Raw genomic sequence first — 24,689 nt, 5'->3', positions numbered from 1 at the left:
ATCGTCCCCTTCGGTTAAGGTTCCAGGGAATGGGAGGTCGCCCGTAAGCTCCCTTTCGATGCCGCTCTGCATGATCGAGTTCCTTGTCCTTTTGTACCTTTTCCGCCGGGAATGCGCCTCCTGCATCCATGTTTCCGGCGTCCGTGTCCTCGCTGCGACACCATCGCCGCCGCCGGCAGATGATGTCGCCTCATTGTCAGGGAACCGGCGCCGCCTCATCAGAGCCAGCCCGCTTTGGTCATGTCAGGGCATACAACTCCCTCCGGCGAAAACGCCGGCGCGTTATTGATCTGCCATGTACAATTACGCCAATCCCCTACCGTATCGAAAAGACAAACCAAGCCCGTACGCGGAAATGATCCACGTCACGAATTCTGCCATTTTTTGCTGGCCGATTCAGGCTGGGTTAAGGGCCAACGGCCCGTCCCTCTCGATAGACCGACATTAACGAAATCGCTGTGGATAGGGCAAGGCCACGCCTAACGGATTTTTAAGGAATGTGGTTAGCGCAGACGGGTTCGGAGCCTGCGTTGCACTGGCATGTTTTGACAAAGCCATTGTGATTCAAACCCTTTTCCGGCGAATATGAAAAAGGCCGCATCGCGCGAAATTTTCTGAAATAATTTTCTTGACAGGCAAATGTTCCCCATCCCCCGCGCCCGATGTGAACAAGCTGTGGATGACCGTCAATAACTTATTGAAAAATATAGCTGATTTTTGACAGCCGATATCTTCGCCGTGAACGCTTTCAGCGGCTGCGCCTATCAGCAGGCATGTATATGCCGGCAAAGCATTTCGAACATTGAAATCGTGCGGAGTGTCCGTTTGCGAGATTTCTTTTTAAGTACTTGCCGGCAAACGAAAAAACCCGGCACGAGCGGCCGGGCTTGAAGAGGACAAGATCAGTAAAGGTATATTAGGCCGACAGCACCTTGAGTCGCTGCGCCAGGCGCGAGACCTTGCGGGACGCCGTATTCTTGTGCACCACGCCCTTGCTCGCGGCGCGCATCAATTCCGGTTCCGCCACCTTGAAAGCAGCCTGCGCGGCAGCCTTATCGCCCGAGGCGAGCGCCTCTTCGACCTGGCGGATGTAGGTCCGCACGCGCGAGCGGCGGTTCTTGTTGATCGCCGTGCGACGGGCGATCTTGCGCGTTGCCTTTTTGGCCGAGGAGGTATTGGCCATGATGCCTCTCTTCTGATCTGGTGGGCGCATGCGGGATGCCGCAGGGCGCAAAAACAAACGGGCAGCCACAGGGCCGCCTCGGTTGGTGCGGCTTATAGTTCAGCTTTTCCGGCGCGTCAACGCTGCTTCGTCTTCTTTTTGGCCGCTGCTGTCGCTCGCTTCTGGCCGCTGTCGTCACGATCTATCCGTTCGTGAAATTTGGCTTCCGCTTCTCGGCAAAGGCCGCCATGCCTTCCTTCTGGTCATCGAGCGCAAACAGCGAGTGAAACAGCCGCCGCTCGAACCGCAGCCCTTCGGCCAGTGTCGTTTCATAGGCGCGGTTGACGGCCTCTTTCGCCATCATCACCGACGGCAGCGAAAAATCGGCTATCTTGGCCGCCGCCTTCAACGCCTCCTCAAGCAGCTCGGCGGCGGGCACCACACGCGACACCAGACCGCAACGCTCGGCTTCCGCCGCATCCATCATCCGTCCGGTCAGGCACATGTCCATCGCCTTCGATTTGCCGACGAAGCGGGTGAGGCGCTGCGATCCGCCCATGCCCGGCATGACGCCGAGCGTGATCTCGGGCTGGCCGAACTTGGCGTTGTCGGCGGCGATGATGAAATCGCACATCATCGCCAGTTCGCAGCCGCCGCCGAGCGCATAGCCGGCCACCGCCGCGATAACAGGCTTGCGCGCCCGGGTGAACTCTTCCCAGCCGACAAAGAAGTCCTGCACATAAGCGTCGACAAAGGAGATCGCCTGCATTTCCTTGATGTCCGCACCTGCCGCGAAGGCTTTTTCGGAGCCGGTGATGACCATCGCGCCTATGTCGGCATTCGCGCAGAAGCCATTCACGGCCGCTACCATTTCCGCCAGGACCTGTGAGTTCAGCGCATTGAGCGCCTTCGGCCGGTTCAGCGTGATCAGCCCGACCCTGCCGCGGGTTTCTACGATGATCGTTTCATAGGCCATGACTGAATCTCCTCACTCGGTCATCTAACTTACATCTGGCGTCCAGCTCATACTCTGCATCTGGGACACACCCCGGCACCTAGCTCACAACTGACAGGTCCGGCAATAGAAGGTGGAACGCCCGCTTTGCACGATGCGCTCTATATGGCCGCCGCAGCCGTGCTTGGAGCAGGGTTCGCCCTCGCGATCGTAGACCGCGAACGAATGCTGGAAATAGCCCAGAGACCCGTCGGTCTGCATATAGTCGCGCAACGACGATCCGCCGGCGGCGATCGCGTCGGCGATCACCGCGCGGATGGCTTCGGCCAGGGCGTCGCGCTGCTGTTTGGCCTTCTTTCCAGGATTTGCGATGGTGCCCGCCTCGCGCAACGGCGACAGACCGGCGCGCCACAGGGCCTCCGACACATAGATATTGCCGAGCCCGGCGATCAGCCGCTGATCGAGAAGTGCTGCCTTCAGCGGCGACTTCCGGCCTTTCAGCAGCGAGGCGACCAACTCGCCGTCCAACGCATTGCCTGTCGGCTCGACGCCCAGCCCCGCGAGCATCGGATGCGTGTCGGGTGCCCCTTCGGAAAATAGCATGAAGCCGAAACGGCGCGGATCGTTGAAGGTCACGCGGGACCGGGCGCCTTCGGGAGAGACGATATGGAAGACCACATGGTCGTGTACCGCGCTTTTCGAGCGCTCGTGATAAAACGCGCCCAACATTTCGCTGCTATCGGGCATTTCGCTGTCATCGGACGTTTCGATGCGGAACGAACCCGACATGCCGAGATGGCAGATCAGCACCGGACCGCCTTTCAGATGCATCGTCAGGTATTTGGCCCGGCGGCCGAGCGCTGTAATTGTCTTGCCGGTCAGCCTCTCCAAGAATTTTTCGGGAAACGGAAAGCGCAGGTCGGGCCGGCGTGCCTCGACGCGGGCGATACGGGCGCCTTCCAGAACCGGCTGCAGGCCCCGCCGCACCGTTTCGACCTCAGGCAACTCAGGCATGGCCGCCTATCGATGCATAGAAGGAGGTGCCGTGACGGCCGCGTGCCAGACCAAGATGCTCGGCGACGGTTTCACCGATGTCGGCGAACGTCGTTCTGAGCCCAATGTTGCCGCCAAAACCTGGTCCCGTGCCGATCACCGGAATGCGTTCGCGTGTATGATCGGTGCCGTGCCAGGTCGGATCGTTGCCATGGTCTGCCGTGAGGATGAGAAGGTCGCCTTGCCTCAGCCGTGCAAGCGCCTCCGGCAGCCGCCGGTCGAAGGCCTCGAGCGCGGCGGCATAGCCGGCAACATCGCGCCGATGGCCGAACTCTGTGTCGAAATCGACGAAATTGGCGAAGACGAGATCGCCGTCGCCCGCGTCAGCCATCGCGCCGAGCGCCTTGTCGAACATCGCCATGTTGCCGGCGGCCTTGCGCACTTCCGAAATGCCGCGATGGGCGAAGATGTCGCCGATCTTGCCGACCGCGATGACCCGGCTGCCGCGCGCCGTCAACCGGTCGAGCAGGGTCGGTTCAGGCGGCGGGACCGAATAGTCCCGGCGGTTGTGCGTCCGTTCGAAGCTGGCGGCGGTTTCCCCAATGAAGGGCCGCGCGATCACCCGTCCGATGTTCAGCGGATCGACCAGCCTGCGCACCACCTTGCAGAATTCGTAGAGCCGTTCCAGGCCGAAGTGAACTTCATGCGCGGCGATCTGCAGGACGGAGTCGACCGACGTGTAGCAGATCGGCTTGCCGGTGCGGATATGCTCCTCCCCGAAACGCTCGATGATCTCGGTGCCCGGGGCATGGCGATTGCCGAGAATGCCCGGCACCTCTCCTTCGCGGATGATCGCTTCGGTCAGTTCGGCTGGAAAGGCGGGAACCGTGTCCGGGAAATAGCCCCAGTCGAAGCGAACCGGCAAGGCGGCGATTTCCCAATGGCCCGATGGCGTGTCCTTGCCGCTCGAAATCTCCTGCGCCGCGCCATGGAAGGCGGAGGCGAGATGGGCCTCGCCGCCGCTGTCGATGCTGAATCCTGTCGCGGTTTTCGCCGCGTGGCCCAGGCCGAGCGAGAGCATGTTGGGTACGAAAAGCGGGCCTTTGCGCAGCCCCTCGCGATCCGCCCGGCCTTCGGCGCAGGCTCTAGCGATGTGCCCAAACGTGTTGGAACCGGTGTCGCCATAGCGCTCAGCGTCGGCCGCGCCGCCGATGCCGAAGGAATCGAGAACAAAAAGGAAGGCGCGCGCCATTGCAGGGATTCATTATTATCGTTTGTCTGTCCGCCCAGACATAGGGGGCCGCGCCGCCATTGGCAATTCGGAAGCAGACGGCTTGGCGCGATAGTTGAGATGTGTCGAAATGCCGGCATCGGCGTGGATCGACGAAAACCAGCAGGGAACTCAGGCATGCCTTGAAGGCCTCCGCAGCCATCATGACGCTGCTGGGTGCGGCCTGGTCAAACCCGGTGCGCGCCGATTGGCGGGATGACATCGGCACGTTTCGTGTCGGCATCGTCGCCGAGCCCGGCGCCGGCAACACCGTTCCGGGTCTGGCGCTGTTGACGACGCCTACACCAAGGCGCTCGGCATGAACTGCGCGGCGCTGATTATCGAGGCGCAAGCCAACGCCCCATCGAATATGCGGTCTATTCGGCGACCGCCTACGCCATCGCATCCGAACGCTGCGAATGCGTCGAGCCTCTTGTGGCGCCTGTCGATTCCGACGGCGTTATCGGCATCCGATCCGTCTGGCTGACGCGGGACGGCAAGGTCCCAGATCTGGCCGCGATGGAGGCACATCGGGTCGCCATGGTGCCTCCGGACAGTGTCGGCGGTTCTCTTGCCGCTTGCCGGGCTGGCCGCCGAATTCGTCAAGATCGGCGAGGATGCGCCATTTCTGACGCACGCCAATTCGGCTGCGGCGGCTGAAACGATGCTGGTCGATGGCGAGGCCGATGCGATCTTCGGCTGGATGCCGGCGGTGGCCGATGGCCAGCCGGATGTTGCGGGCGGCACGGTCGCCAGGCTGGAAATGGCAGGGCTTTCGAAAGCAGCACTTCAGGTCATGTGGACGTCCGGCCTGCTGCGGTATGGTTCCCATGCCGTCCGCAGCGATCTCGGTCCCGAAGCCAAACGGCGGCTCACCGTGTTTCTCATCATCTCAAATCGATGTCGCCGGATGTCTACGATCTTCTGGAATCGAAACATTCCGGCGGCTTCGCCGTCGCTGGCCCGAAGGATTACGCGATGGCTGCAGCCATCGTGCGCCTGGTGTCAGGTAACGGCCGATAGCAATGGCGGCCGGAGTCGGGCGCGGTCGTTCAGCAGGTGCTGCAGGGAATCGTCGGGCTCCTGCGGGGCCTGAGATAATAGGTTTCGCCCATCGATATCGAGTCGAAAGCCGAACTCAATCCGAGCCGCTTCTCACTGTCCACCGACCAGGTGATGATAGGCTGGTATGCGAGATTACTTTCGACGCGAATGAGAAAGGTGCCCTTGATCTCGAGCGCCGGTGGAACCTTGGTTATGGAGTTTTTGGCGGTGGCGGCGCTGAAGGCGCTACCGACCATCTTGCGTGACCACACGACCATCACCTTCGGCGTCGTTTCGTCCGTGACCTGTATTGCGGTGATGATGATTTCCGGGGTCGATCGGTTGTACGGTCGAAGGGTGGAGTTGCCGATCTGCATGATCGCATCGAGATCGGCTGCCGTGATGGTCTGCTGCTGGGTAACGAGATCCGCCACCATGCTGCCGATGCGACTGACCTTTTTGCTGGTCTCGATGGCTTGTGAGGCTTCCATGGTCATGAAGTACATGATCAGCAGGACGGGCACGATGAAGGCAAACTCAACGGCCGCGACACCGCGGCGATCGGAGCAGAACCGGATGGTTTTCGTGCATATCCCAGCGATCCTCATATGTGCCCCCGCACGCCCCATGCCTCCGTCCTTTTCCCACCCACGCAACGGTGCGTTTTCAATTGTCGAACGGCTCGTTCTGCCAGGTCACCGATGTGAAATGCAGCGTGTTGCCGTCTTTCAGATTGGCCATCGACTTGGCCATGAAATCGGTCATGACAGGCCATTTGTAAAAAACCCGCAGCATGTTTATTGATTCAGCGAGGCCCGGGGACACCGTAAAAGCCGCGGGGTCCGTGCCGGTCAGCACGATTTCGCGGTCTTGGATCTTGAAGCCCGCCTGGGCCGCGGCGGCGAAGGTCGGATATTCGCGCAGGTCCACCTCCAATCCCGGGCAGTCCTTGGTGACCATGATCTCCAGCCGGCTGCAGATCATGGTCTTCAGCGTGGCCTCGGTCACATCGGCCTGCCTTACCTGGCCCGTCCGTAGCTGGCGCGCGACATCGTCGGTAATGTTGGCCATCACCTCTTGCCCGGCAAATGAAATGCAGCTCTCCAGTATGGCAAAGATGAGGAGCGCAAATGGCACGGCAAGCATCGCGAACTCCAAAGCCGTGCTGCCGCGCCGGTCGCAAAGGAAGCGCGCGGAAAAGCCTGCTAGTCCTGCTCTGATCATGTCCCGTGTCTGCCGATCCTGAAGGGGTGTCGGAGGGAATATTAGCGGAAACCCATTGAAGTGCGGTTTGTACGATCGTTAAATTTGAGGAAGAGATTTTAACAGGCCGATAACCGAAGCGGCATTTCAGCGGGGTGAGAACAATCCGCTCGTTACCGGCCGGCGCTCATCTCGGCTTCCGAGGCCTTCTCCGCATCGCTTTTATACGAGCTTTCGCAATACGGCGTGCAGGACATGGTCTGTATTTCGGCACGCCGGTAGATGCGCACCGACGACGCGTCCTGTCGCACGACGGTGATCTGCTCGTCGACGATCGGACGGCCCTCTTGATCGAGGACGACGAGGTTGGTGACGCCGAAGCCTTTGCCCGTCAGCACGATCGTCGAAGCATCCTGCACGGAGGCGTCGGCGATCGCCGGGTTGCCGACAACGATCGTATCGGCGGCGCGCGACAGTTTGACGATCTTGGCCTGGTTCATCGTGACCTCGATGCCGGCGCCAGCCTTGACCGGCACAACTAAGGCCGTGGCGGCAAGGAGCGCGGCAATCGGAAAGGACGATCTCGGCCCGGTCATTGAAGCGCTCCACGGCGGCAAACTGCTCAACGGAACATGAACGAGATTGGTGAACCAACGGTTAAGCGGAGGAGTGCCGTGATGATGTCGGGATCGGAATCGTGATTGCCTGGAGCGGGCCGCCCCTTTCCCAATCGCTAAATTGCACCGTTCGCGGGCCTTGACGTGCCTGTCGGGCCATAGCGTCACTTAGTTTACGGTTAACCACGCAATGTCATCGAAGCCGGAAAGGAATCGGTAAGGCTGTTTATTAAGCCGATCGAAAGAGCTTCTCCGTAGATTGGCAGTATCCGATCAGCCGCCAAGAGAAGTTGACGGAACTGCTGTAACACGTGGAGTAGGAGCTCTCGAATGTCTAATCTCATTGCACGTTTTGTGAAGGACGAATCCGGCGCGACCGCTATTGAATACGGTCTGATCGCCGCTCTCATCGCGCTCGCCATCATGGTCGGCGCCGGCTCGCTGGGCAACGCGCTGAACGCGAAGTTCAACGGGATCGCCACTACGCTCAACACCGCCGGCTAATAGCGTCTGGTCGTTTTTCGGATCAAGGGCCGCCTTATCGGCGGCCCTTGATCATTGTGTCAGGCGATTTTGAATGGGTCAGGGGATTTTGAAATTTCGGCCTCATCAATCGTTAATCGGATATATCTAGGCTGGGGCTAGGTACAGTGACCATAGGCCCGCGCAGATGCTTGAAGCCCTGATCCTCGTCGTCTTTCCGTTCTGCATGCTTTTCGCCGCGATCTCCGATATGCTGTCGATGACGATCGCCAATCGCGTGCCGGTGCTGCTTATGGCCGTCTTCGCCCTGGTCGCGCCGCTGACGGGAATGGACTGGGCAACCTATGGCTGGCATTTCGCCGCCGGTGGCCTGGTTCTCGTCGTGACCTTCGGTCTGTTCGCGCTCGGCGGCATGGGAGGCGGCGACGCCAAGCTGCTGGCCGCCACTGCCGTGTGGATGGGGCTCAACGTCCATCTCATCCAATATCTCGTGGTCTCGACATTCATCGGTGGCCTGCTGACGCTCGCAATCCTCGTCTATCGGAAATCGCCGCTTGCCGCCGTTACAAGCCATAATCCGTTTTTACGCCATTTCGCCGACGAGACATCAGGCGTTCCCTATGGCATCGCGCTTGGCATTGGCGGCCTGCTCACCTTTCCGAATTCCCCCTTGATGGCGTGGGCACTTGCAAGGCTGGCGGTCTGATTCTCGCCGCCAACATTTTTCTCGTCAGACCATGCCTGCCATTCTTCAATTTGGCGTTGAAGCAGGCAGCTTTGCAGCCTTTTTTGCGGCCCGGAGCGATGCCTCAAATTTATGTAAACGTTAAATTAATCACGATCGTAAGTATTAAATTAACCTTGTTTTGACGATTGCCGCTGCAAGGTCCGGCTTGGCTACGTGGTTTGCCAAGGCGAGGTTCGGACAGATGCCAGCATCCCGACTGATCATTCTAGGCGTGGCGGTGGCCGCGGCGGGTGGCGCAGGATATGTTGCAAAAAACATGGTGGCGGCTCCGCCGCCTCAAATCGTCGATTCCGGCCCCACGGCGCCGGCAATCGCGCTGCAGGACGTGCTTGTCCTGTCAGGCGACGTTCCGATGGGCAGCCCGCTCGAGAACAACATCAGCTGGCAGTCCTGGCCGGCCGACGGCGTCAACGCAAATTTCATCACCCGCGCCGCGGAGCCCGATGCGCTTGAGAAGCTGAAAGGCGGCGTCGCTCGTGTCGCGATGTATGCCGGCGAGCCGCTGCGGCGGTCCAAGCTGATCGGCGAGGGACAGAGCTTCATGTCGTCGATCCTGCCCTCCGGCATGCGGGCCGTCGCCACAGCCGTATCGGCCGACACTTCGGCCGGCGGCTTCATTCTTCCCAATGATTTCGTCGATGTCATCATGACCCGCAGAGCCGATGCCGCGGGCGGCGGCAGCGGTTTTACGACCGAAACCATCCTCAAGAATATTCGCGTCCTGGCAATCGACCAGACCATTCAGGAGGACGAGGAAGGCAAGAGGACCAGGGTCGGCCAGACCGCGACACTGGAACTGACATCGCAGCAGGCGGAAATCATCACCGTCGCTCAGCAAATGGCGGATCGCCTGACATTGGCGCTGCGGTCGATCAGCGACACCCAGGAGAAGAATCTGGGCGAGGCCGATTATCTCGTTTCCGGCAATGGGCGGCGCGGAACAGTACGATTGATCAAGTCAGGCGAAGTTTCCGAAGTGGGGGCAAGGCAATGAGGCTAAACGCTAGACTGCCGGTCGCCGCCCTGGCTGCGGCTATCGGCCTGTTCCTCCTTGGGACGAATGCGCAAGGCCCTGTCGAGGCGAATGCGGCAGGCAGGAAGGCCGAGGTGTCGGCTACGACCGCCACCCAGCGCGTCAAGCTCGGCCTCAACAAATCGGTGGTCATCGACCTGCCGAGCGATGCCTATGATATTCTCGTCGCCAACCCGGCGGTCGCCGATGCGGTGACCCGCACCGCCAGGCGCATCTATCTGTTCGGAAAGGCGGTGGGCGACACCAACATCTTCGTCTTCGGCCCCAATGGCGAACAGATCGTCAGCCTGGATCTGGCAGTCGAACGCGACGTCGCCGGACTGGAAGACTATATCAGGCGCTTCATCCCATCATCGACCATCACTGTCGAATTGCTGAACGACAACGTCGTCCTGACCGGAACCGTGGACACTCCCCTGGATGCCAAGCGCGCGGTCGATCTGGCCACCATCTTCGTGTCCGGCGGTGAAGCGACCACGGGACAATATTCGCAGACCGCCTCCGGCGGCTCGGCCGAAGCCGGTGTCGACATCGACAATCCGGATTCCGAGCGTCGTGTCAGCAAGATCGTCAACCTCTTGCAGATCATCGGTGACGACCAGGTGACGCTAAAGGTGACGGTCGCGGAAGTCAGCCGCTCGGTGATGAAGCAGCTTGGCGTCAATCTGATCGGAAACGGCGACAGCAATGGCATCAGCTGGAGCGCATTGACCAGCCCTGCATACGGACTGGGAAAACCCCTGTCGCAATTTTCGGGACTTTCAATCGGCTCCTCGGCGCTTCAAGCGTACATCAACGCCATGGAGCAAAGCGGTGTCATGAAGACGCTGGCCGAACCGACACTGACCGCGGTCTCGGGCGAGAAAGCGACGTTCAAAGTCGGCGGTGAATTCAATCTAATCACAAGCCGAACGAACAACGTTTCAAGTGACAATCAAACGGGCCAGGTTACTTACACTAACGAAAAGCTCGAATATGGAATTGGCCTCGAATTCCAGCCTGTCGTGCTCTCGGCCGGCCGCATCAGCCTTAAAGTGAGGACGTCGGTTTCGGAGCCTACGATGGAAGGCGCCACAGTGCTCGAAGCGGCCGGTGATTTGCCCGGCACCACTTTGCTGTCGATCCGCAAGCGGCTGGCCGACACCACCGTTGAACTGCCTTCCGGAGGTTCGATGATGATCGCAGGCTTGGTTCGGGACGACATCCGGCAGGCGGTCGCCGGGCTGCCCGGGCTGACCAAGATCCCAGTGCTTGGCACGCTGTTCCGTAGCCGGGACTTCGTCCGCAACGAGACTGAGCTCGTCATCATCATCACGCCCTACCTGGTGAAGCCGGTGACGCGCAACGCTCTTGCCAAGCCGGACGACAATTTCAACGCCGCCAGCGATGGCGCCGGCATGTTCCTTGGCCGTGTCAATCGCGTCTACGGCACCATGCAGACCGACAAGCCCAACGGCCGTTACCACGGCGTTGTCGGCTTCATCTACAAGTAAGCGGGGAAGCGGACATGTCTCAGTCAGCGTTGAAGGCAAGGACGAACACCGCAGCGATGCGGTCCGGCCGTTCGCGTATCTACAGGCCAGCCATTCCGGTCCTGACGGTTGCGGTCGCGGCATTGCTGGCGGGCTGCGCCGATCTCAAGCGGGACAGCATCACGGTCGGCGCTGTTCCGGACGATTATCGCACCACCCATCCGATCGTAATTGCTGAGAAGAACCTGAAGATCGACCTTCCGGTCGGCGCCGGCGATCGCGGCATGACCGGCTCTCAGCGCGACACCCTTCTGGGCTTCCTGGATGGCTACGACAAGAACGCCGCTCCGACCCTGACGATCTCGATCCCGCGCGGTTCAGCCAACGAGATCGCCGCGACCGCGGCCGGTCGCGATTTCGCCAGACTTGCGATTGCCAGCGGCATCAGCCGGAACCGGATCGTCATGACCACCTACCAGTCGGTTTCGGCCGAAGCGTCCGCGCCGATCCGCGTCGCCTATGTCTCGGTGAAGGCGCAGACCGACAGATGCGGACGCTGGCCCGAAGACCTGCTGCAGACATCGGAAAACAAGCACTACGCCGATTTCGGCTGCTCGTATCAGAACAATCTTGCTGCCCAGATGGCTAATCCGGCCGATCTGATCGGGCCGCGCAAGCAATCCGATATCGACGCGGAAAATCGCGGCGCGGTGATCGACGTCTACCGCCAGAGAGGCATTTCGGAAGAGTTCTTCGGCAATTCGGAAGTTGAGTATTGAGCTTGAGCCGCGCAAGTCACGGAAAGAAATGACGATGAGCAATCTTGCCTACGACACTCCTGTAGATGGCGGCGAAACCTCGCAGCAGGACATCGCCGCGATGCAGGCGTTGCGGCCGATTCCGCGCATTTCGATTCAGGCATTTTGCGAGACCGAGGGCGTTGCCAACCCGGTCGAGCGCGCCGGCGAGGATCGTCGCATGGCGAAGGCCCATCTGAAGGTCCATATGGGCGGCATCGCCACCGCCATCGAATTCTACCAATCGGCGCCGACACCGAACCTGATCCTGCTGGAATCGCGCAGCGAGCCGACGCAATTGCTTGAGCAGCTCACGCAGCTCTCGGAATATTGCGATCCGACCTCGAAGGTCGTGGTCATCGGCCACTACAATGACGTCGGGCTTTATCGCGAGCTCATCCGCTCCGGCATTTCCGAATATGTCATCGCGCCGGTGTCGATGGCCGATATCGTCAGCGTGATATCGACGATTTTCGTTGATCCGGAAGCCGAGCCGATCGGCCGCTCGATCGCCTTCATCGGCGCCAAGGGTGGCGTCGGCTCCTCGACCATTGCCCACAATGTGGCTTGGGCGATGTCGTCGCTGTTCAAGTCCGAAGTGGTTGTCGCCGATCTCGACCTCGCTTTCGGAACGGCCAACATCAATTTCGATCAGGATCCCGCGCAAGGCATTGCCGAAGCCGTTTTCTCACCGGAGCGCCTCGACGAGGTCTATCTTGATCGGCTGCTTGCCCAGTGCGCCCAGCATCTGTCGCTGCTTGCAGCGCCTTCAACGCTCGAGCGGGTCTATGATTTCGATCCCGACGCTTTCACGCAGCTTATCGACACGGCGCAGCGCAGCGTGCCGCTTCTGGTGCTCGATGTTCCGCACGTCTGGACGGGATGGACCAAGAACATACTGGTCAAGGCCGACGAGATCGTGATCACGGCGACGCCGGAGCTGGCCAATCTGCGCAATACCAAGAATCTGGTCGACATGTTCAAACGGCTTCGCCCGAACGATCCCCCGCCGAAGCTGATCATCAATCAGGCCGGCGTGCCAAAGCGTCCGGAGATTTCGTCATCCGACTTCGCCGATTCGCTCGGCCTGTCGCCGATGTCGGTCATTGCTTTCGAACCGCTGCTGTTCGGAAACGCCGCCAACAACGGGCGCATGCTCGGCGAAATGGATGCCAAGAACCCGGTTGTCGGCACGGTCAACGAGATTGCGCATGTGCTGACCGGGCGCAGCGAAATCAAGGCAAGAAAGAAAGCGGGCCTCGGCAATTTCCTTGGCAAGCTCTCGCGCAGCAAGAAGTGATGCTTCCGGAGCGGAATTGGTAATCGATCATGTTTGGTAAAAGAGGCAGCGACGACGGCAGCCGGTTCACCCCGGAATTCCGTCAGCCGGCACCTGCGCCTGCCGCGCCGGCGGCAAACCCTGCGGAAACGGCGGTTCTTGCCAAGCCCGCACCGCCGCCGTCGCTTGGCGCGCCTGCCGCGCTGCCGCCCGTGCGCCGTGCGGTCGAGGCGCCGCCATTGGCGCCGGAGCCGAAAAAGGTTCAGCGCCAAAAGAGCGAAACCTACTACGACACCAAGAGCCAGGTCTTTGCCGCGCTCATCGACACCATCGACCTGTCGCAGCTCGCCAAGCTCGATTCCGAAAGCGCACGCGAGGAAATCCGCGACATCGTCAACGACATCATCGCGATCAAGAATTTCGCGATGTCGATTGCCGAGCAGGAAGAACTGCTCGAGGACATCTGCAATGACGTGCTGGGTTACGGGCCGCTGGAGCCATTGCTCGCTCGCGACGACATCGCCGACATCATGGTCAACGGTTCCAAGAACGTCTACATCGAGGTCAACGGCAAGGTCGAGCAGACCGGCATTCGTTTCCGCGACAACCAGCAGCTCCTCAACATCTGTCAGCGCATCGTCAGCCAGGTTGGCCGCCGCGTCGATGAATCGAGCCCGATCTGCGACGCGCGTCTTCCCGATGGTTCCCGCGTCAACGTCATCGCGCCGCCGCTCGCCATCGACGGCACAGCGCTCACCATCCGCAAGTTCAAGAAGGACAAGCTGACGCTCGATCAGCTGGTCAAATTCGGCGCCATTTCGCCGCACGGCGCCGAGATTCTCAAGATTATCGGCCGCGTCCGCTGCAACATCGTCATTTCAGGCGGCACCGGCTCGGGCAAGACGACGCTGCTCAACTGCCTGACAAACTATATCGACCGCGAGGAGCGCGTCATCACCTGCGAGGACTCGGCCGAGCTGCAACTGCAGCAGCCGCATGTCGTGCGTCTGGAAACCCGCCCGCCCAACCTCGAGGGCGAGGGCGAGGTGACGATGCGCGACCTGGTCAAGAACTGCCTGCGCATGCGGCCCGAGCGCATCATCGTCGGCGAAGTGCGCGGACCTGAAGTGTTCGATCTTCTGCAGGCGATGAACACCGGCCATGATGGCTCGATGGGCACGATCCACTCGAACAGCCCGCGCGAATGCCTGAACCGTATCGAATCGATGATCGCTATGGGCGGCTACACGCTGCCGCAGAAAACCGTGCGTGAGATCGTGGTTGGTTCGGTGGACGTGATCATCCAGGCTGCACGCCTGCGCGACGGATCACGTCGCATCACCCACATCACCGAGGTGATTGGAATGGAGGGCGACGTCATCATCACGCAGGACATTGTCCTCTACAACATAAAGGGCGAAGACGCGAACGGCAGGCTGCTGGGTGAGCACGTGTCGACAGGTATTGGTCGACCGCACTTCTGGGAGCGCGCCCGCTATTATGGCGAGGAACAGCGCCTCGCCAATGCGCTCGAGGCGATGGAGAAACGCGCTGACTGATGTGCCTGGAAGCGTAGGGGCCGGAATCGATGTTCGGAATTGACGGGACCGTATTGGCATTCATCGTGCTCGCCGGCTTCAGCGCCGGCGCGGTCGCCTATGCTTTTCTGTTCAATCGGATCAGCACCGAGAAGCAAGTCGGCAGGCGGCTTGAAACGATCAAGACCGCCGAGACGGATGGTGCCGTCGTCAAGGCCTCGCGCGATCGCATGGCGGAAGCGGCCAAGCGGCGAAAATCGGTCCAGGATTCGCTGAAGGACCTCGAACAGAAGCAAAAAACCAACCAGAGCATCGTCAAAAAGCCGCCACTGAAGGCTCAGATCCGTCAGGCGGGCATGAAGTTCTCACTTGAGCGCTTCTATCTCTACTCGGCGGTTTGTGGCGTCGCCCTGACGTTTCTTGCCTATTTCATCGGCGCGCCGTTGTTTGTCTTGCCGGGTGCGCTGCTGGTCGGTGCTCTCGGCCTGCCACGCTGGTTCGTCTCGTTTTGCCGCGCCCGCCGGGTCAAGGCGTTCCTCAACGAATTTCCGAACGCGCTCGACATCATCGTGCGTGCGGTCAAATCCGGTCTGCCGCTGAACGACGCCGTCCGCCTGATCGCCAACGAATCCCCTGAACCGGTCAAGACCGAGTTCCGCCGCATCGTCGATTCGCAGCAGATGGGCCTGTCGATCCCCGACGCCAGCATGCGCATGGCTGAGACAATGCCGTGCACGGAAGCGAGCTTCTTCGGCATCGTCATCCAGATCCAGTCCCAGGCCGGCGGCAATCTTTCCGAGGCGCTGGGCAATCTTTCGCGCGTGCTTCGCGACCGCAAGAAAATGAAGGCCAAGGTCCAGGCGCTGTCCATGGAAGCGAAGGCGTCCGCCGTGATAATCGGCGCGTTGCCTTTCGTCGTCGCCTTTCTCGTATACCTGACAAGCCCGAACTACATCATGCCTCTGTTTACCACCAACGCCGGCAATCTGATCCTCGGCTGCTCGGCGGTCTGGATGGGGATCGGCATCCTGGTGATGCGCAAGATGATGAACTTCGAAGTTTAGGATTTCGAGCGCATGACTGAGAACGTCGTCAAAACCCTTACCGATCCGGCATTTCTGATTGCCTTGCTGGTTGGCATCGCGGTGTTTGCGACCGTCTTTACGCTGCTGCCTGCCTTTGGCGGAAACCAGCTCAAGGCGCGCATGAAATCCGTGGCGCTGGAGCGCGACGAATTGCGCGCCAAGCAGCGTGCGCGGCTTGCGATCGAGGCCGATCGCCGCCGCAAGGGCCTGCGCGAGGAACAGTCGATCGGCATGCGCAACATTGTCGACCGGCTGGACCTGAGGCGCGCCCTGGCCGATGAAGGCACCTTGCAGAAACTCAAGGTGGCGGGCTTTCGCGGGCAGAATCCGCTGACGCGGTTTCTTTTCTTCCGTCTGGTCCTGCCCTTTGTCGGCTTTGCGCTGGCCGCGATGTATCTGTTCGTGCTCGGGGGGTTGCCGGAGCAGCCGCCTCTCATCAAATTGTTCGTCTGTATCGTCGTCGCCTATGCGGGTTTTTACGCGCCGGTGCTCTATGTCAACAACCGCGCCACCAAACGCAAGCAGTCGATCCAGATGGCGTGGCCGGACGCACTCGATCTGATGCTGATCTGCGTCGAATCCGGCATGTCCGTGGAGGCGGCGTTTCGTAAGGTCGCGGACGAGATCGGCGCGCAATCGGTGGCACTTGCCGAAGAGTTCATCCTGACCAATGCCGAGCTTTCCTACTTGCAGGAACGCAAGCAGGCTTACGAAAACCTTGCAAGCCGCACCGGCCTGGAGTCGGTCAAGTCGGTGTCACAGGCGCTGGTGCAGGCCGAGCGCTACGGCACGCCGGTGGCGCATGCGCTGCGCGTGCTTGCCGGCGAAAGCCGCGACATGCGCATGAACGCCGCCGAGAAGAAAGCCGCGGCTTTGCCGCCGAAGCTCACCGTGCCGATGATACTGTTCTTCCTGCCGGTGCTGTTTGCCATCATTCTAGGCCCCGCCGGCATCCAGGTGAGCCAGCGCGGCATCTTCGGCGACCAGCCGACGTCGAGCAGCCAATAGCCTCGCCAGGCGACAACACATGCGAAAGCCGCGGTGCTGATGCAACGCGGCTTTGTATTTCAAGCATGTCGATGAGCTGAGGGAACTGGCAGGTTTGAGCAAAGCCAGCGTGGTCAATTGGTGGCAGGCTTTGCCTTGTCTTGGTCCTTGAGCTGGCTCCAGGCGTTCTGCTGGGCGAGCATCTGGCGAAGGTAAGTCACGTTCGCCTGCGCCTGTTCGGCCGAAAGCTCCTCGGAGGCGATCTTCTCGGCTTCGTCGAAGCGGCCCTGCAGGCCGACGACCAACGCCAGGTTCTGGCGGACGCGGCTGTCGGCGTTCGGCTGCTGGGCGGCCGAGCGCATATAGGTTTCGGCAGTGCGCAGATCACCTTCCAGCACATAGGACATGCCGAGATTTGAAAGGATTGAAGGTTCGTTCGGCTTGAGGTCAAGCGCCTTGCGGTAATTCTGGCGCGCCTCATCTCTCTGGCCAAGCTGGTCGAGAATCGCGGCTTCCGCCGATACCAGCTTCCAGTCGGGATATTCCGGTGTCTGCGCGCGGCGCACCGCGTCGAGCGCCGGCTCGAACTGCCCGTTGGCGGCCAGTGCCTTGCCATAGGCGGCGAGCACGTCGCGGTCCTTCGGCAGGGCGATCGCCAGTTTGCGCATCACCGCGAGCGATTGGTCGACGTCGCCATCCATTTGCAGCGCCGCGGCATAATTCGTCGCGATCCGCTTGTCGTTGGGGTTCTTGGCGTAGGACTGACCGAGCGCGATCGTCGCCTTGTGCAACTCGCCGGCAGACATGGTTTCCAGTGGCTTTCCGCTGGTGCGTCCGATCGAGCCGGTCGTCAGCTTGCTGGTCCCGCAGCCTGCAACGCTTGCAGCGAGCGCTATTATGAACGCCGTGGTTATCAGCCGCTTCCCCGTGGCGTTCGTCATGCGGTTGGTCGGCATCTGCACCAGGGCCTCCATTCGTAAACGTGGCCGTTCCGTGGCCATCTTCCCTCCCGCAGAAATATTCTGTTAACCCTAACGGACAGTTAAAAAGCGCCGACTCGGAAGCCGGAGACCATCGAATGCCAGTCGAACTCATCGGGAGAAAACTGAAGACCGCGCTGCCGGTTCACCTGGTGGCGAAGGATAGGCTGGATGCAGCGGATTTTGCCTCGTCCACGCTCGCCTGGGCCAAGGCCAACGGCTTTTCCGGTGAGGCCGGCAGGACGCTGCTCATACCCGGCGAAAACGGCGCGCTTGCCGGAGCACTGTTCGGCACGGGCGATGGCGAAGGCGCGCTTGCCATCGGCGGGCTGGCGAGAGCCTTGCCCGAAGGCGACTGGCATTTCGCCTCGGCACCCGCCGAACCGGAACTGGCGTCCATCGCACTGGCGCTCGGCGGCTATGTCTTCACCCGCTACGGCAAAAAGCCCGGCAAGGCGCTGCGTTTTTCGCTGCCGTCCGGCACCGACGCGGCGCGTGTTCGCCGCATCGCCGATGGCGTCTTCCTGACGCGCGATCTGGTCAACACGCCGACCAGCGACATGGGACCGGACGAGCTGGAGAAGGCGGTTCGGACGCTGGCCGGGAGGCACAAGGCCGAAATGTCGGTGACCAAGGGCGACGAGCTGCTCAAGAAGAATTTCCCGATGATCCATGCGGTCGGCCGCGCATCGGTCGGCGCGCCGCGTCTGATTGACATGATTTGGGGGCCGAAGAACGCCCCGAAGGTGACGCTGGTCGGCAAGGGCGTCTGCTTCGACACCGGTGGTCTCGACATCAAGCCGTCCTCGGGCATGCTCTTGATGAAGAAGGATATGGGTGGCGCCGCCAACGTCCTGGGGCTCGCCTCAATGATCATGGCCGCCGGGCTGAAGATCCGGCTGCGTGTGCTGATCCCCGCCGTCGAGAATTCGATTGCCGGCAACGCCTTCCGGCCTGGCGACGTGCTGGTGAGCCGCAAGGGCATCGCCGTCGAGATCGGCAACACCGATGCCGAGGGACGGCTGGTGCTGGCGGATGCCTTGGCGCTGGCCGACGACGACGAGCCGCAACTGCTGATCGACATGGCGACCTTGACGGGGGCTGCTCGCGTCGCGCTCGGCCCCGACCTGCCGCCTTTCTACACCGGCGATCAAGCGCTGGCGTCCGAACTGGCGACTGCGTCCGCCGCGGTCGAGGATCCGCTATGGCGCATGCCGTTGTGGAAGCCCTATGACGCAAAGCTGTCGTCGAAGATCGCCGACATCAACAACGTCACGTCAGACGGTTTCGCCGGCTCGATCACCGCAGCGCTGTTCCTCAAGCGCTTCGTCGAGAAGACCGCCGCCTGGGCGCATTTCGACATCTTCGCCTGGAACCCATCCGATCGTCCGTATGGTCTCGCCGGCGGCGACGCGCAAGGCATCCGAGCGCTGGAAAGGGTTATCTCGAAACGCCACGCCTGACGGTTCCGGTCCTACAGGAAGATCTCAAGACTGAAACGGAACCGAAACAATTTGCCGTCATTCTGGTCGGATGTCGATTTCCATGCGCCCGAGCCAGGCCTTGCGACTGTGGCAGCAGGTGATGCTGTCCCAGGTGCGCGACGATATGCCCGACCTTACCATGCGCCAGACGGCAATCCTGTTTACGATCTATCTCGACCCGCCGCCGCACACGGTGCGCGGGCTCGCCGCCCGGCTCAATGTTACCAAGCCGGTGATCACCCGCGCGCTCGACACGATGGGCGCACTGAAGCTGGTTTCGCGCCATCGCGACGAACTCGACAAGCGCAACGTGTTGGTCAAGCGCACCGTCGAAGGTGCTCTCTTTGTCGAGCGCTTCGGCGATGTTATCATCGCCAAGGCCCAGGAATTGCCCATTTGACCCGAACTGTCCTTCTGAATGAGTTGCCGATTTGACCGCCAGGGATGCCCGCCTTCACGCCTTCCGTTCCGATCTCGCCGATGCCAGGCTGAAAGGCGAGGTCGCCGCCGATCGCTTCGTCGCCGGGCGGCCAGCCCGGATTTCAGCCGCAGTGGCCGATATCCGCAACGAGCCGCGCCCGGATGCCGGCGTCAACACCCAGCTTCTGTTCGGCGACGACGTCCTTGTCTTCGAGGATGCGGAAGGCTGGGCCTGGATCCAGGCCGAGCGCGACGGCTATGTCGGCTATGTCGTCGACACTGTGCTGGGCGCGCGGAGCCAAGCGCCCACCCATGTCGTCTCGGTGCCGCGCACCTTCCTTTATCCCGGACCGGATTTGCGGTTTCCGCCGAGCGGGCAACTCTCGATGGGATCGGCGGTAACGGTGACGGGCGCGGCTGAAACACGCGGCACGCATTATGCGCTGCTGCCGTCAGGCGAGGCGGTCATATCAGGCCATATCAGGCCTGTCGCCGAGGCTGCCCCCGACTATGTCGCGGTTGCCGAGATGTTTCTCGGCACACCCTATCTGTGGGGCGGCGCCTCCGGCTTCGGCATCGATTGCTCCGGCCTCGTGCAACTGGCGATGCACATGGCCGGCAGGCAAGTGCTGCGCGATTCCGACATGCAGGCGGCGACCATCGGTGAGGCGCTCGAGCCCGGACCAAATTTTGCAGGGCTACGGCGCGGCGACCTGGTGTTCTGGAAAGGCCATGTCGCGATCATGACCGACCCGGAAACGATGATCCACGCCAATGGCCACACCATGCTGGTCTCGCGTGAAGGGTTCAAGGAAACCGTCGCCCGCATCGGCTATCTCTATGGCGGGCCGACAGGGTTTCGGCGGCCGTAGCGCCAGAGCGGAGAAGGGAACCGCTCGATCACCTTTTGTTCCAATTCTTCTTGGCGATTGCGCGCCGCCGCGTTACCTCTGGCGCGTGACAGAGCAGCCGCGCCTCGCCGAACAGAATGCCGCCGTGCACTTGCCCGAGCCATTCCTCAAATGGTTCGCGCAAAAGGGCTGGTCGCCGCGCGCCCATCAGATCGACTTGCTGGCGACCGCCCAAGCCGGGCAGTCGGTGTTGCTGATCGCACCGACCGGCGCCGGCAAAACGCTGGCCGGGTTTCTGCCTTCACTAACCGAGCTGGCCAAGCGGCCAAAGAGAAAGCCGGGGCAGGCGCGTCGCGGCATCCACACGCTCTACATCTCGCCGCTGAAGGCCCTGGCCGTCGACATCGAGCGCAATCTCGGCAAGCCGGTCGAAGAGATCGGGCTGCCTGTCACCATCGAGACGCGCACCGGCGACACGCCCGCGCATAAGCGCCAGCGGCAGAAGCTGGCGCCGCCCGACATTCTCCTGACCACGCCCGAGCAAGTGGCGTTGCTGATCGCGGCGCCCGACGCCAGGCGCTTTTTCGAGGATCTGCACTATGTCGTGCTCGATGAATTGCATTCGCTGGTGACGTCGAAGCGCGGGCACCTTCTGGCGCTCGGGCTGGCCCGGCTGCGATCCTTTGTTCCCGGCTTGCAGACGATCGGCCTGTCGGCGACGGTCGCCGAGCCGGACGAACTGCGGCGCTGGCTGGTCAGCCAGAATCCACCAGGCGGCCTGGCCGAACTTATTGTCGTCACCGGCGGCGCCAAGCCGGAGATCTCCATTCTCGATTCGGAGGAGCGCGTGCCGTGGGCTGGACATTCGGCTCGCTACGCGACACCGGAGATCTACAGCGAGATCAAGCGACACAAGACGACCCTGCTGTTCGTCAACACACGCAGTCAGGCCGAGCTGCTGTTCCAGGAGTTGTGGCGGGTCAATGAGGACACGTTGCCGATCGCGTTGCATCACGGCTCGCTCGATGTCGCCCAGCGCCGGCGCGTCGAGAAAGCGATGGGCGAGAATGCCTTGCGCGCCATCGTCGCCACTTCGACGCTCGACCTCGGTATAGACTGGGGTGACGTCGACCTGGTTGTGCATGTCGGCGCGCCGAAGGGGGCAAGCAGGCTGGCGCAGCGTATCGGCCGCGCCAACCACCGCATGGATGAGCCTTCGAAGGCCATCCTGATCCCGGCCAACCGCTTCGAGGTGCTGGAATGCCGGGCGGCACTCGACGCCAACTATCTCGGCGCCCAGGACACGCCGCCGCTGGTCAATGGCGGGCTCGACGTGCTGGCGCAGCATGTGCTGGGTTGCGCCTGCGGCGCGCCATTCCTTGCAGATGCGCTGTTCGAGGAAGTGCGAACGGCTGCACCTTATACCAGCCTCGATCGGCCCACGTTCGACCGTGTCGTCGATTTCGTCGCCACCGGCGGCTATGCGCTGAAGAACTATGAGCGCTATGCCCGCATCCGCCTGAACAAGGACGGGCTGTGGCGCGTGTCCAATCCTCGGGTTGCCCAGCAATACCGCCTGAATGTCGGCACCATCATCGAGGTGCCGGCGCTCAACGTGCGTTACGTCCAGGCCGGCAGCAAGGGGTCCGCGTCGCGCGGCGGCCGCGTTCTCGGCAAAATCGAGGAGGCCTTCCTCGAAACACTGACGCATGGCGACACGTTCATGTTTGCCGGCAAGGTGCTGCGCTTCGAAGGCATCCGCGAGAACGAGTGCTTCGTGTCCAATGCGCCCGGCAGCGATGCCAAGGTGCCCTATTATGGCGGCGGCAAATTTCCGCTTTCGACCTACCTCGCCGAACAGGTCCGCATCATGCTGGACGACCCGCAGCGATGGAAAAAGCTGCCGGAACAGGTCGCCGACTGGCTACGCTTCCAGGCCGACAAATCGGTGCTGCCGAAACGCGACGACCTGCTGATCGAGACCTTTCCGCGCGGCAACCGGCACTATCTGGTGGCCTATGCGTTCGAGGGCAGGCTGGCGCACCAGACGCTCGGCATGCTGCTCACCCGCCGGCTCGACAGGGCGGGAGCCAGGCCGCTCGGCTTCGTCGCCACCGACTACGCACTTGCCATATGGTCGCTTGCTGATATGGGCAGGATGTTCGGGGCGAAGAAACCTTCGCTCGGCGAACTTTTCGACCAGGACATGCTGGGCGATGACCTCGAAGCCTGGCTCGCCGGCAGCTGGCTCTTGAAGCGCACCTTCCGCAATTGCGCGCTGATCTCGGGGCTGATCGAAAAACGTCATCCGGGCCAGGAGAAGAGCGGCCGTCAGGTCACCGTGTCGACCGATCTCATCTACGACGTTCTGCGCAGCCATGAGCCCGACCATATCCTGTTGCAGGCGACGCGTGCCGATGCGGCCACCGGTCTGCTGGATGTCAGCAGACTTGCCGAGATGCTCTCGCGCATCCAGGGACGAATCGTGCATAAGAACCTTGAGCAGATCTCGCCGCTCGCCGTGCCGATCATGCTCGAGATCGGCAAGATGCCGGTGCATGGCGAGGCCGATGATACGCTGCTGATGGATGCGGCAACGCTGGTCGAGGAGGCCATGGGGACGAAATGACACTTGCGCTCGCCATGACTGGGCCCCTGGCGGATGCCGATCGTATCGGCATCGCCGGCGAGCGCGCAATCTGCGATCGGCGCGGCGTGCTTTATTTTCCCGAGCTTCGGCTTCTGGCCGTGTCCGACTTGCATCTGGAAAAGGGATCGTCGCTGGCACGGCGCGGTACGTTGATCCCGCCTTACGATACCGGCGCGACATTGCTCCGATTGCAGGCGGTGATTGCCGATTATCAGCCGGCGATCGTCGTCAGCCTCGGCGACAGCTTTCATGACGGCGGCGGCGCCGCGCGCATGCACTCCAGCTTTCGCGAGCGGCTGGAAGGACTGATGGCCGGCCGCGACTGGTTCTGGGTCGCCGGCAACCATGACCCGGACGCGCCGGCCGACCTGCCCGGCGAGACGGTGCGCGAGCTGGCCATAGGCTCTCTCGTATTCCGGCATGAACCTTCCGCATTGAGAGTGGAAGGCGAGGTCGCCGGCCATCTGCACCCTTGCGCCCGCATCGTGCAGCAAGGCCGCTCGGTGCGGCGCCGCTGCTTTGCCGGCGATGGCGGCCGCATGATCATGCCGGCCTTCGGCGCCTATACCGGCTCGCTCAATGTGCTCGATCGCGCCTATGCCGGGCTGTTCCGCCGCGAAACGCTGATGGCCTATATGCTCGGCGCTGAGCGCATCTTCGCCATTTCCCACGCGATGCTCAGGCCGGGCTGAGGTGCTCTACCTGCCATAGTAGAGGGTGACTGTGTGCTTGGCTTCGGCGAAGAACAGCCAGCGCTCGACCAGCATGCCGGCGAACTGGACGATTGCGGCGAGTGTCGACAGCACCGCCGCATAGGGCCATGGCAAGGCGAACACGGCAACCAGCAGCAAGACGGGCAGAGCGAAGGCCAGCACTTGCGTGATCTGGCGCAGCCGCGCCTTGTGCTTGCGTGCGATGCGAAAGCCCATCTCCTTGAGCAGGTAGTTTTCTTCGGTGTGCGGCCATTCCAGCGACCGCACAGTACCGCCGGCAAGCCCGGTCGCGGTGTTGACGGTTGTCGCAATTTCCAGTTTGTCATTGTATCGCCAGGTTGCCAGCTTCCAGCCCCAGCCGAGCAAGGTCAGCAGCATGCAACCTGCCAGAAGAATAGTCGAACCGATGGCGAAACCCTGCAGCAGCGCGTTGAGAAGCGCGCCGCCGCTCATCGCGGAAAAAATGAGATAACCGGGCAAGGTATAGCGGCTGTGCCACTGGGCGATCGGCTTCAGCGATGCATAGATCATGCCGGTGGTGCAGACCGTGATGACCGCGCCGACCGCAGCCAGCAGCCCGGCTACGGCCACCCAGCCGTCCGTGCGGCCAAGGACCACCCAGCCCATGGCGAACAGCCCCGCCGGCACGAAGGTCGCGACCGACGCAACGCCTTCGCGCGACAACCAGGAGCTGCGCCATTGCGAGAATGCCCTCCAGGCACGATCTGGCCGGCCGAGGTGGCCGGCCGACGACAACAGGCCGGCCGAGATCAGTCCAAGCGCCAGCCCCATGCCGACGAGGCCGAGCCAGAAGTCAGGCGGGACGAACCCTGGTCCGGCCAGCACCCCGAGCAGCGCGAGCAGGCCGTAACCGGCCCCCGTAGCGGTGGTGAAAAAGACGACCGAGAAAGCTGGATGCATGGAT

The 24,689-nt window shown here is 61.8% G+C and carries 25 protein-coding genes; 16 read left to right on the top strand and 9 right to left on the bottom strand.

The window, feature by feature from the left end; all coding sequences use genetic code 11:
* Window positions 1-916 precede the first annotated feature (916 nt).
* The 4 genes from rpsT to A9K68_RS31175 all read right to left on the bottom strand — a co-directional run bounded on the left by rpsT (window position 917) and on the right by A9K68_RS31175 (window position 4,362).
* Window positions 917-1,183: a 30S ribosomal protein S20 gene (gene rpsT, locus A9K68_RS31190; protein ID WP_023802137.1), complete on the bottom strand. Its 267-nt coding sequence runs from the start codon at window positions 1,181-1,183 to the stop codon at window positions 917-919.
* A 181-nt stretch (window positions 1,184-1,364) separates the two neighbouring features.
* Window positions 1,365-2,138, bottom strand: coding sequence for an enoyl-CoA hydratase (locus A9K68_RS31185; RefSeq protein WP_065005874.1), 774 nt, complete (start codon window positions 2,136-2,138; stop codon window positions 1,365-1,367).
* Between the two features lie 84 nt (window positions 2,139-2,222).
* Window positions 2,223-3,131, bottom strand: coding sequence for a bifunctional DNA-formamidopyrimidine glycosylase/DNA-(apurinic or apyrimidinic site) lyase (gene mutM / locus A9K68_RS31180; RefSeq protein WP_029356917.1), 909 nt, complete (start codon window positions 3,129-3,131; stop codon window positions 2,223-2,225).
* Window positions 3,124-4,362 carry a phosphopentomutase gene (locus A9K68_RS31175; protein WP_065005873.1) on the bottom strand — a complete coding sequence of 413 codons (1,239 nt, stop codon included), beginning with the start codon at window positions 4,360-4,362 and terminating at the stop codon, window positions 3,124-3,126. The genes mutM and A9K68_RS31175 overlap by 8 nt, the downstream gene beginning before the upstream one ends.
* A gap of 161 nt (window positions 4,363-4,523) precedes the next feature.
* Between A9K68_RS31175 and A9K68_RS32610 the strand changes: the two genes are divergently transcribed.
* A complete protein-coding gene (locus A9K68_RS32610) occupies window positions 4,524-4,703 on the top strand; it encodes a hypothetical protein (RefSeq protein ID WP_348640700.1) in 180 nt (59 codons plus the stop codon).
* A gap of 233 nt (window positions 4,704-4,936) precedes the next feature.
* Window positions 4,937-5,476 (top strand): hypothetical protein, encoded by a 540-nt coding sequence (locus A9K68_RS32605; RefSeq protein ID WP_348640699.1) that lies wholly within the window; start codon window positions 4,937-4,939, stop codon window positions 5,474-5,476.
* On the opposite strand, the gene A9K68_RS31165 is transcribed toward A9K68_RS32605, so the two are convergent.
* The 3 genes from A9K68_RS31165 to A9K68_RS31155 all read right to left on the bottom strand — a co-directional run bounded on the left by A9K68_RS31165 (window position 5,433) and on the right by A9K68_RS31155 (window position 7,223).
* Entirely contained in the window at window positions 5,433-6,053 is a 621-nt protein-coding gene (locus A9K68_RS31165; protein ID WP_065005872.1) for a TadE/TadG family type IV pilus assembly protein, read from the bottom strand. The genes A9K68_RS32605 and A9K68_RS31165 overlap by 44 nt on opposite strands.
* A 37-nt stretch (window positions 6,054-6,090) precedes the next feature.
* On the bottom strand, window positions 6,091-6,648 hold the full coding sequence (locus A9K68_RS31160; RefSeq protein ID WP_065005871.1) for a TadE/TadG family type IV pilus assembly protein: 558 nt from the start codon (window positions 6,646-6,648) through the stop codon (window positions 6,091-6,093).
* Between the two features lie 152 nt (window positions 6,649-6,800).
* Entirely contained in the window at window positions 6,801-7,223 is a 423-nt protein-coding gene (locus A9K68_RS31155) for a pilus assembly protein N-terminal domain-containing protein (protein ID WP_029356907.1), read from the bottom strand.
* Window positions 7,224-7,574: 351 nt separating this feature from the next.
* Between A9K68_RS31155 and A9K68_RS31150 the strand changes: the two genes are divergently transcribed.
* The 9 genes from A9K68_RS31150 (at window position 7,575) to A9K68_RS31110 (ending at window position 16,687) form a co-directional block, all read left to right on the top strand.
* On the top strand, window positions 7,575-7,748 hold the full coding sequence (locus A9K68_RS31150) for a Flp family type IVb pilin (protein ID WP_029356905.1): 174 nt from the start codon (window positions 7,575-7,577) through the stop codon (window positions 7,746-7,748).
* Window positions 7,749-7,914: 166 nt separating this feature from the next.
* Entirely contained in the window at window positions 7,915-8,433 is a 519-nt protein-coding gene (locus tag A9K68_RS31145) for a prepilin peptidase (protein ID WP_065005870.1), read from the top strand.
* 223 nt (window positions 8,434-8,656) lie between these two features.
* Complete coding sequence (gene cpaB, locus A9K68_RS31140; RefSeq protein ID WP_065006124.1) at window positions 8,657-9,469, top strand: Flp pilus assembly protein CpaB; 813 nt, start codon at window positions 8,657-8,659, stop codon at window positions 9,467-9,469.
* A complete protein-coding gene (locus A9K68_RS31135; RefSeq protein ID WP_065005869.1) occupies window positions 9,466-11,001 on the top strand; it encodes a type II and III secretion system protein family protein in 1,536 nt (511 codons plus the stop codon). Before cpaB ends, A9K68_RS31135 begins: the two co-directional genes overlap by 4 nt.
* A 14-nt stretch (window positions 11,002-11,015) precedes the next feature.
* Window positions 11,016-11,759, top strand: a complete 744-nt coding sequence (locus tag A9K68_RS31130) for a CpaD family pilus assembly protein (protein ID WP_065005868.1) — start codon at window positions 11,016-11,018, stop codon at window positions 11,757-11,759.
* Window positions 11,760-11,793: 34 nt separating this feature from the next.
* The gene (locus A9K68_RS31125; RefSeq protein ID WP_029356896.1) at window positions 11,794-13,077 is read left to right on the top strand and encodes a CpaE family protein; all 1,284 of its coding nucleotides are present in this window, start codon (window positions 11,794-11,796) and stop codon (window positions 13,075-13,077) included.
* Between the two features lie 29 nt (window positions 13,078-13,106).
* Window positions 13,107-14,615 carry a CpaF family protein gene (locus A9K68_RS31120; protein ID WP_065005867.1) on the top strand — a complete coding sequence of 503 codons (1,509 nt, stop codon included), beginning with the start codon at window positions 13,107-13,109 and terminating at the stop codon, window positions 14,613-14,615.
* A gap of 29 nt (window positions 14,616-14,644) precedes the next feature.
* Window positions 14,645-15,658, top strand: a complete 1,014-nt coding sequence (locus A9K68_RS31115; RefSeq protein ID WP_029356892.1) for a type II secretion system F family protein — start codon at window positions 14,645-14,647, stop codon at window positions 15,656-15,658.
* Between the two features lie 12 nt (window positions 15,659-15,670).
* On the top strand, window positions 15,671-16,687 hold the full coding sequence (locus A9K68_RS31110; RefSeq protein WP_065005866.1) for a type II secretion system F family protein: 1,017 nt from the start codon (window positions 15,671-15,673) through the stop codon (window positions 16,685-16,687).
* Window positions 16,688-16,800: 113 nt separating this feature from the next.
* On the opposite strand, the gene A9K68_RS31105 is transcribed toward A9K68_RS31110, so the two are convergent.
* On the bottom strand, window positions 16,801-17,622 hold the full coding sequence (locus A9K68_RS31105; protein ID WP_065006123.1) for a tetratricopeptide repeat protein: 822 nt from the start codon (window positions 17,620-17,622) through the stop codon (window positions 16,801-16,803).
* Between the two features lie 122 nt (window positions 17,623-17,744).
* Between A9K68_RS31105 and A9K68_RS31100 the strand changes: the two genes are divergently transcribed.
* The 5 genes from A9K68_RS31100 to pdeM all read left to right on the top strand — a co-directional run bounded on the left by A9K68_RS31100 (window position 17,745) and on the right by pdeM (window position 23,743).
* The gene (locus A9K68_RS31100; protein WP_082982090.1) at window positions 17,745-19,109 is read left to right on the top strand and encodes a leucyl aminopeptidase family protein; all 1,365 of its coding nucleotides are present in this window, start codon (window positions 17,745-17,747) and stop codon (window positions 19,107-19,109) included.
* Between the two features lie 70 nt (window positions 19,110-19,179).
* On the top strand, window positions 19,180-19,530 hold the full coding sequence (locus A9K68_RS31095; RefSeq protein ID WP_065005864.1) for a MarR family winged helix-turn-helix transcriptional regulator: 351 nt from the start codon (window positions 19,180-19,182) through the stop codon (window positions 19,528-19,530).
* Window positions 19,531-19,561: 31 nt separating this feature from the next.
* Window positions 19,562-20,422: an NlpC/P60 family protein gene (locus tag A9K68_RS31090; protein ID WP_065005863.1), complete on the top strand. Its 861-nt coding sequence runs from the start codon at window positions 19,562-19,564 to the stop codon at window positions 20,420-20,422.
* Window positions 20,423-20,507: 85 nt separating this feature from the next.
* The gene (locus tag A9K68_RS31085) at window positions 20,508-23,030 is read left to right on the top strand and encodes a ligase-associated DNA damage response DEXH box helicase (protein WP_065005862.1); all 2,523 of its coding nucleotides are present in this window, start codon (window positions 20,508-20,510) and stop codon (window positions 23,028-23,030) included.
* Complete coding sequence (pdeM, locus tag A9K68_RS31080; RefSeq protein ID WP_065005861.1) at window positions 23,027-23,743, top strand: ligase-associated DNA damage response endonuclease PdeM; 717 nt, start codon at window positions 23,027-23,029, stop codon at window positions 23,741-23,743. The genes A9K68_RS31085 and pdeM overlap by 4 nt, the downstream gene beginning before the upstream one ends.
* A 6-nt stretch (window positions 23,744-23,749) precedes the next feature.
* Here the strand turns inward: pdeM and A9K68_RS31075 are convergent, their stop codons facing one another.
* Window positions 23,750-24,685 (bottom strand): DmsC/YnfH family molybdoenzyme membrane anchor subunit, encoded by a 936-nt coding sequence (locus A9K68_RS31075; protein ID WP_065005860.1) that lies wholly within the window; start codon window positions 24,683-24,685, stop codon window positions 23,750-23,752.
* Between the last annotated feature and the right edge of the window lie 4 nt (window positions 24,686-24,689).

It is taken from the genome of Mesorhizobium sp. AA22 (genome assembly GCF_001672375.2).
Taxonomy (GTDB): domain Bacteria; phylum Pseudomonadota; class Alphaproteobacteria; order Rhizobiales; family Rhizobiaceae; genus Mesorhizobium; species Mesorhizobium wenxiniae.
Note: the sequence above shows the minus strand (reverse complement) of the source record. Positions and strands in the feature narration are given on the sequence as shown.

Coding starts and splice junctions, on each gene's coding strand:
- rpsT (WP_023802137.1), bottom strand. CDS start 1,183: ATGGCCAATACCTCCTCGGCCAAAAAGGCAACGCGCAAGATCGCCCGT.
- A9K68_RS31185 (WP_065005874.1), bottom strand. CDS start 2,138: ATGGCCTATGAAACGATCATCGTAGAAACCCGCGGCAGGGTCGGGCTG.
- mutM (WP_029356917.1), bottom strand. CDS start 3,131: ATGCCTGAGTTGCCTGAGGTCGAAACGGTGCGGCGGGGCCTGCAGCCG.
- A9K68_RS31175 (WP_065005873.1), bottom strand. CDS start 4,362: ATGGCGCGCGCCTTCCTTTTTGTTCTCGATTCCTTCGGCATCGGCGGC.
- A9K68_RS31165 (WP_065005872.1), bottom strand. CDS start 6,053: ATGGGGCGTGCGGGGGCACATATGAGGATCGCTGGGATATGCACGAAA.
- A9K68_RS31160 (WP_065005871.1), bottom strand. CDS start 6,648: ATGATCAGAGCAGGACTAGCAGGCTTTTCCGCGCGCTTCCTTTGCGAC.
- A9K68_RS31155 (WP_029356907.1), bottom strand. CDS start 7,223: ATGACCGGGCCGAGATCGTCCTTTCCGATTGCCGCGCTCCTTGCCGCC.
- A9K68_RS31150 (WP_029356905.1), top strand. CDS start 7,575: ATGTCTAATCTCATTGCACGTTTTGTGAAGGACGAATCCGGCGCGACC.
- A9K68_RS31145 (WP_065005870.1), top strand. CDS start 7,915: ATGCTTGAAGCCCTGATCCTCGTCGTCTTTCCGTTCTGCATGCTTTTC.
- cpaB (WP_065006124.1), top strand. CDS start 8,657: ATGCCAGCATCCCGACTGATCATTCTAGGCGTGGCGGTGGCCGCGGCG.
- A9K68_RS31135 (WP_065005869.1), top strand. CDS start 9,466: ATGAGGCTAAACGCTAGACTGCCGGTCGCCGCCCTGGCTGCGGCTATC.
- A9K68_RS31130 (WP_065005868.1), top strand. CDS start 11,016: ATGTCTCAGTCAGCGTTGAAGGCAAGGACGAACACCGCAGCGATGCGG.
- A9K68_RS31125 (WP_029356896.1), top strand. CDS start 11,794: ATGAGCAATCTTGCCTACGACACTCCTGTAGATGGCGGCGAAACCTCG.
- A9K68_RS31120 (WP_065005867.1), top strand. CDS start 13,107: ATGTTTGGTAAAAGAGGCAGCGACGACGGCAGCCGGTTCACCCCGGAA.
- A9K68_RS31115 (WP_029356892.1), top strand. CDS start 14,645: ATGTTCGGAATTGACGGGACCGTATTGGCATTCATCGTGCTCGCCGGC.
- A9K68_RS31110 (WP_065005866.1), top strand. CDS start 15,671: ATGACTGAGAACGTCGTCAAAACCCTTACCGATCCGGCATTTCTGATT.
- A9K68_RS31105 (WP_065006123.1), bottom strand. CDS start 17,622: ATGCCGACCAACCGCATGACGAACGCCACGGGGAAGCGGCTGATAACC.
- A9K68_RS31100 (WP_082982090.1), top strand. CDS start 17,745: ATGCCAGTCGAACTCATCGGGAGAAAACTGAAGACCGCGCTGCCGGTT.
- A9K68_RS31095 (WP_065005864.1), top strand. CDS start 19,180: ATGTCGATTTCCATGCGCCCGAGCCAGGCCTTGCGACTGTGGCAGCAG.
- pdeM (WP_065005861.1), top strand. CDS start 23,027: ATGACACTTGCGCTCGCCATGACTGGGCCCCTGGCGGATGCCGATCGT.
- A9K68_RS31075 (WP_065005860.1), bottom strand. CDS start 24,685: ATGCATCCAGCTTTCTCGGTCGTCTTTTTCACCACCGCTACGGGGGCC.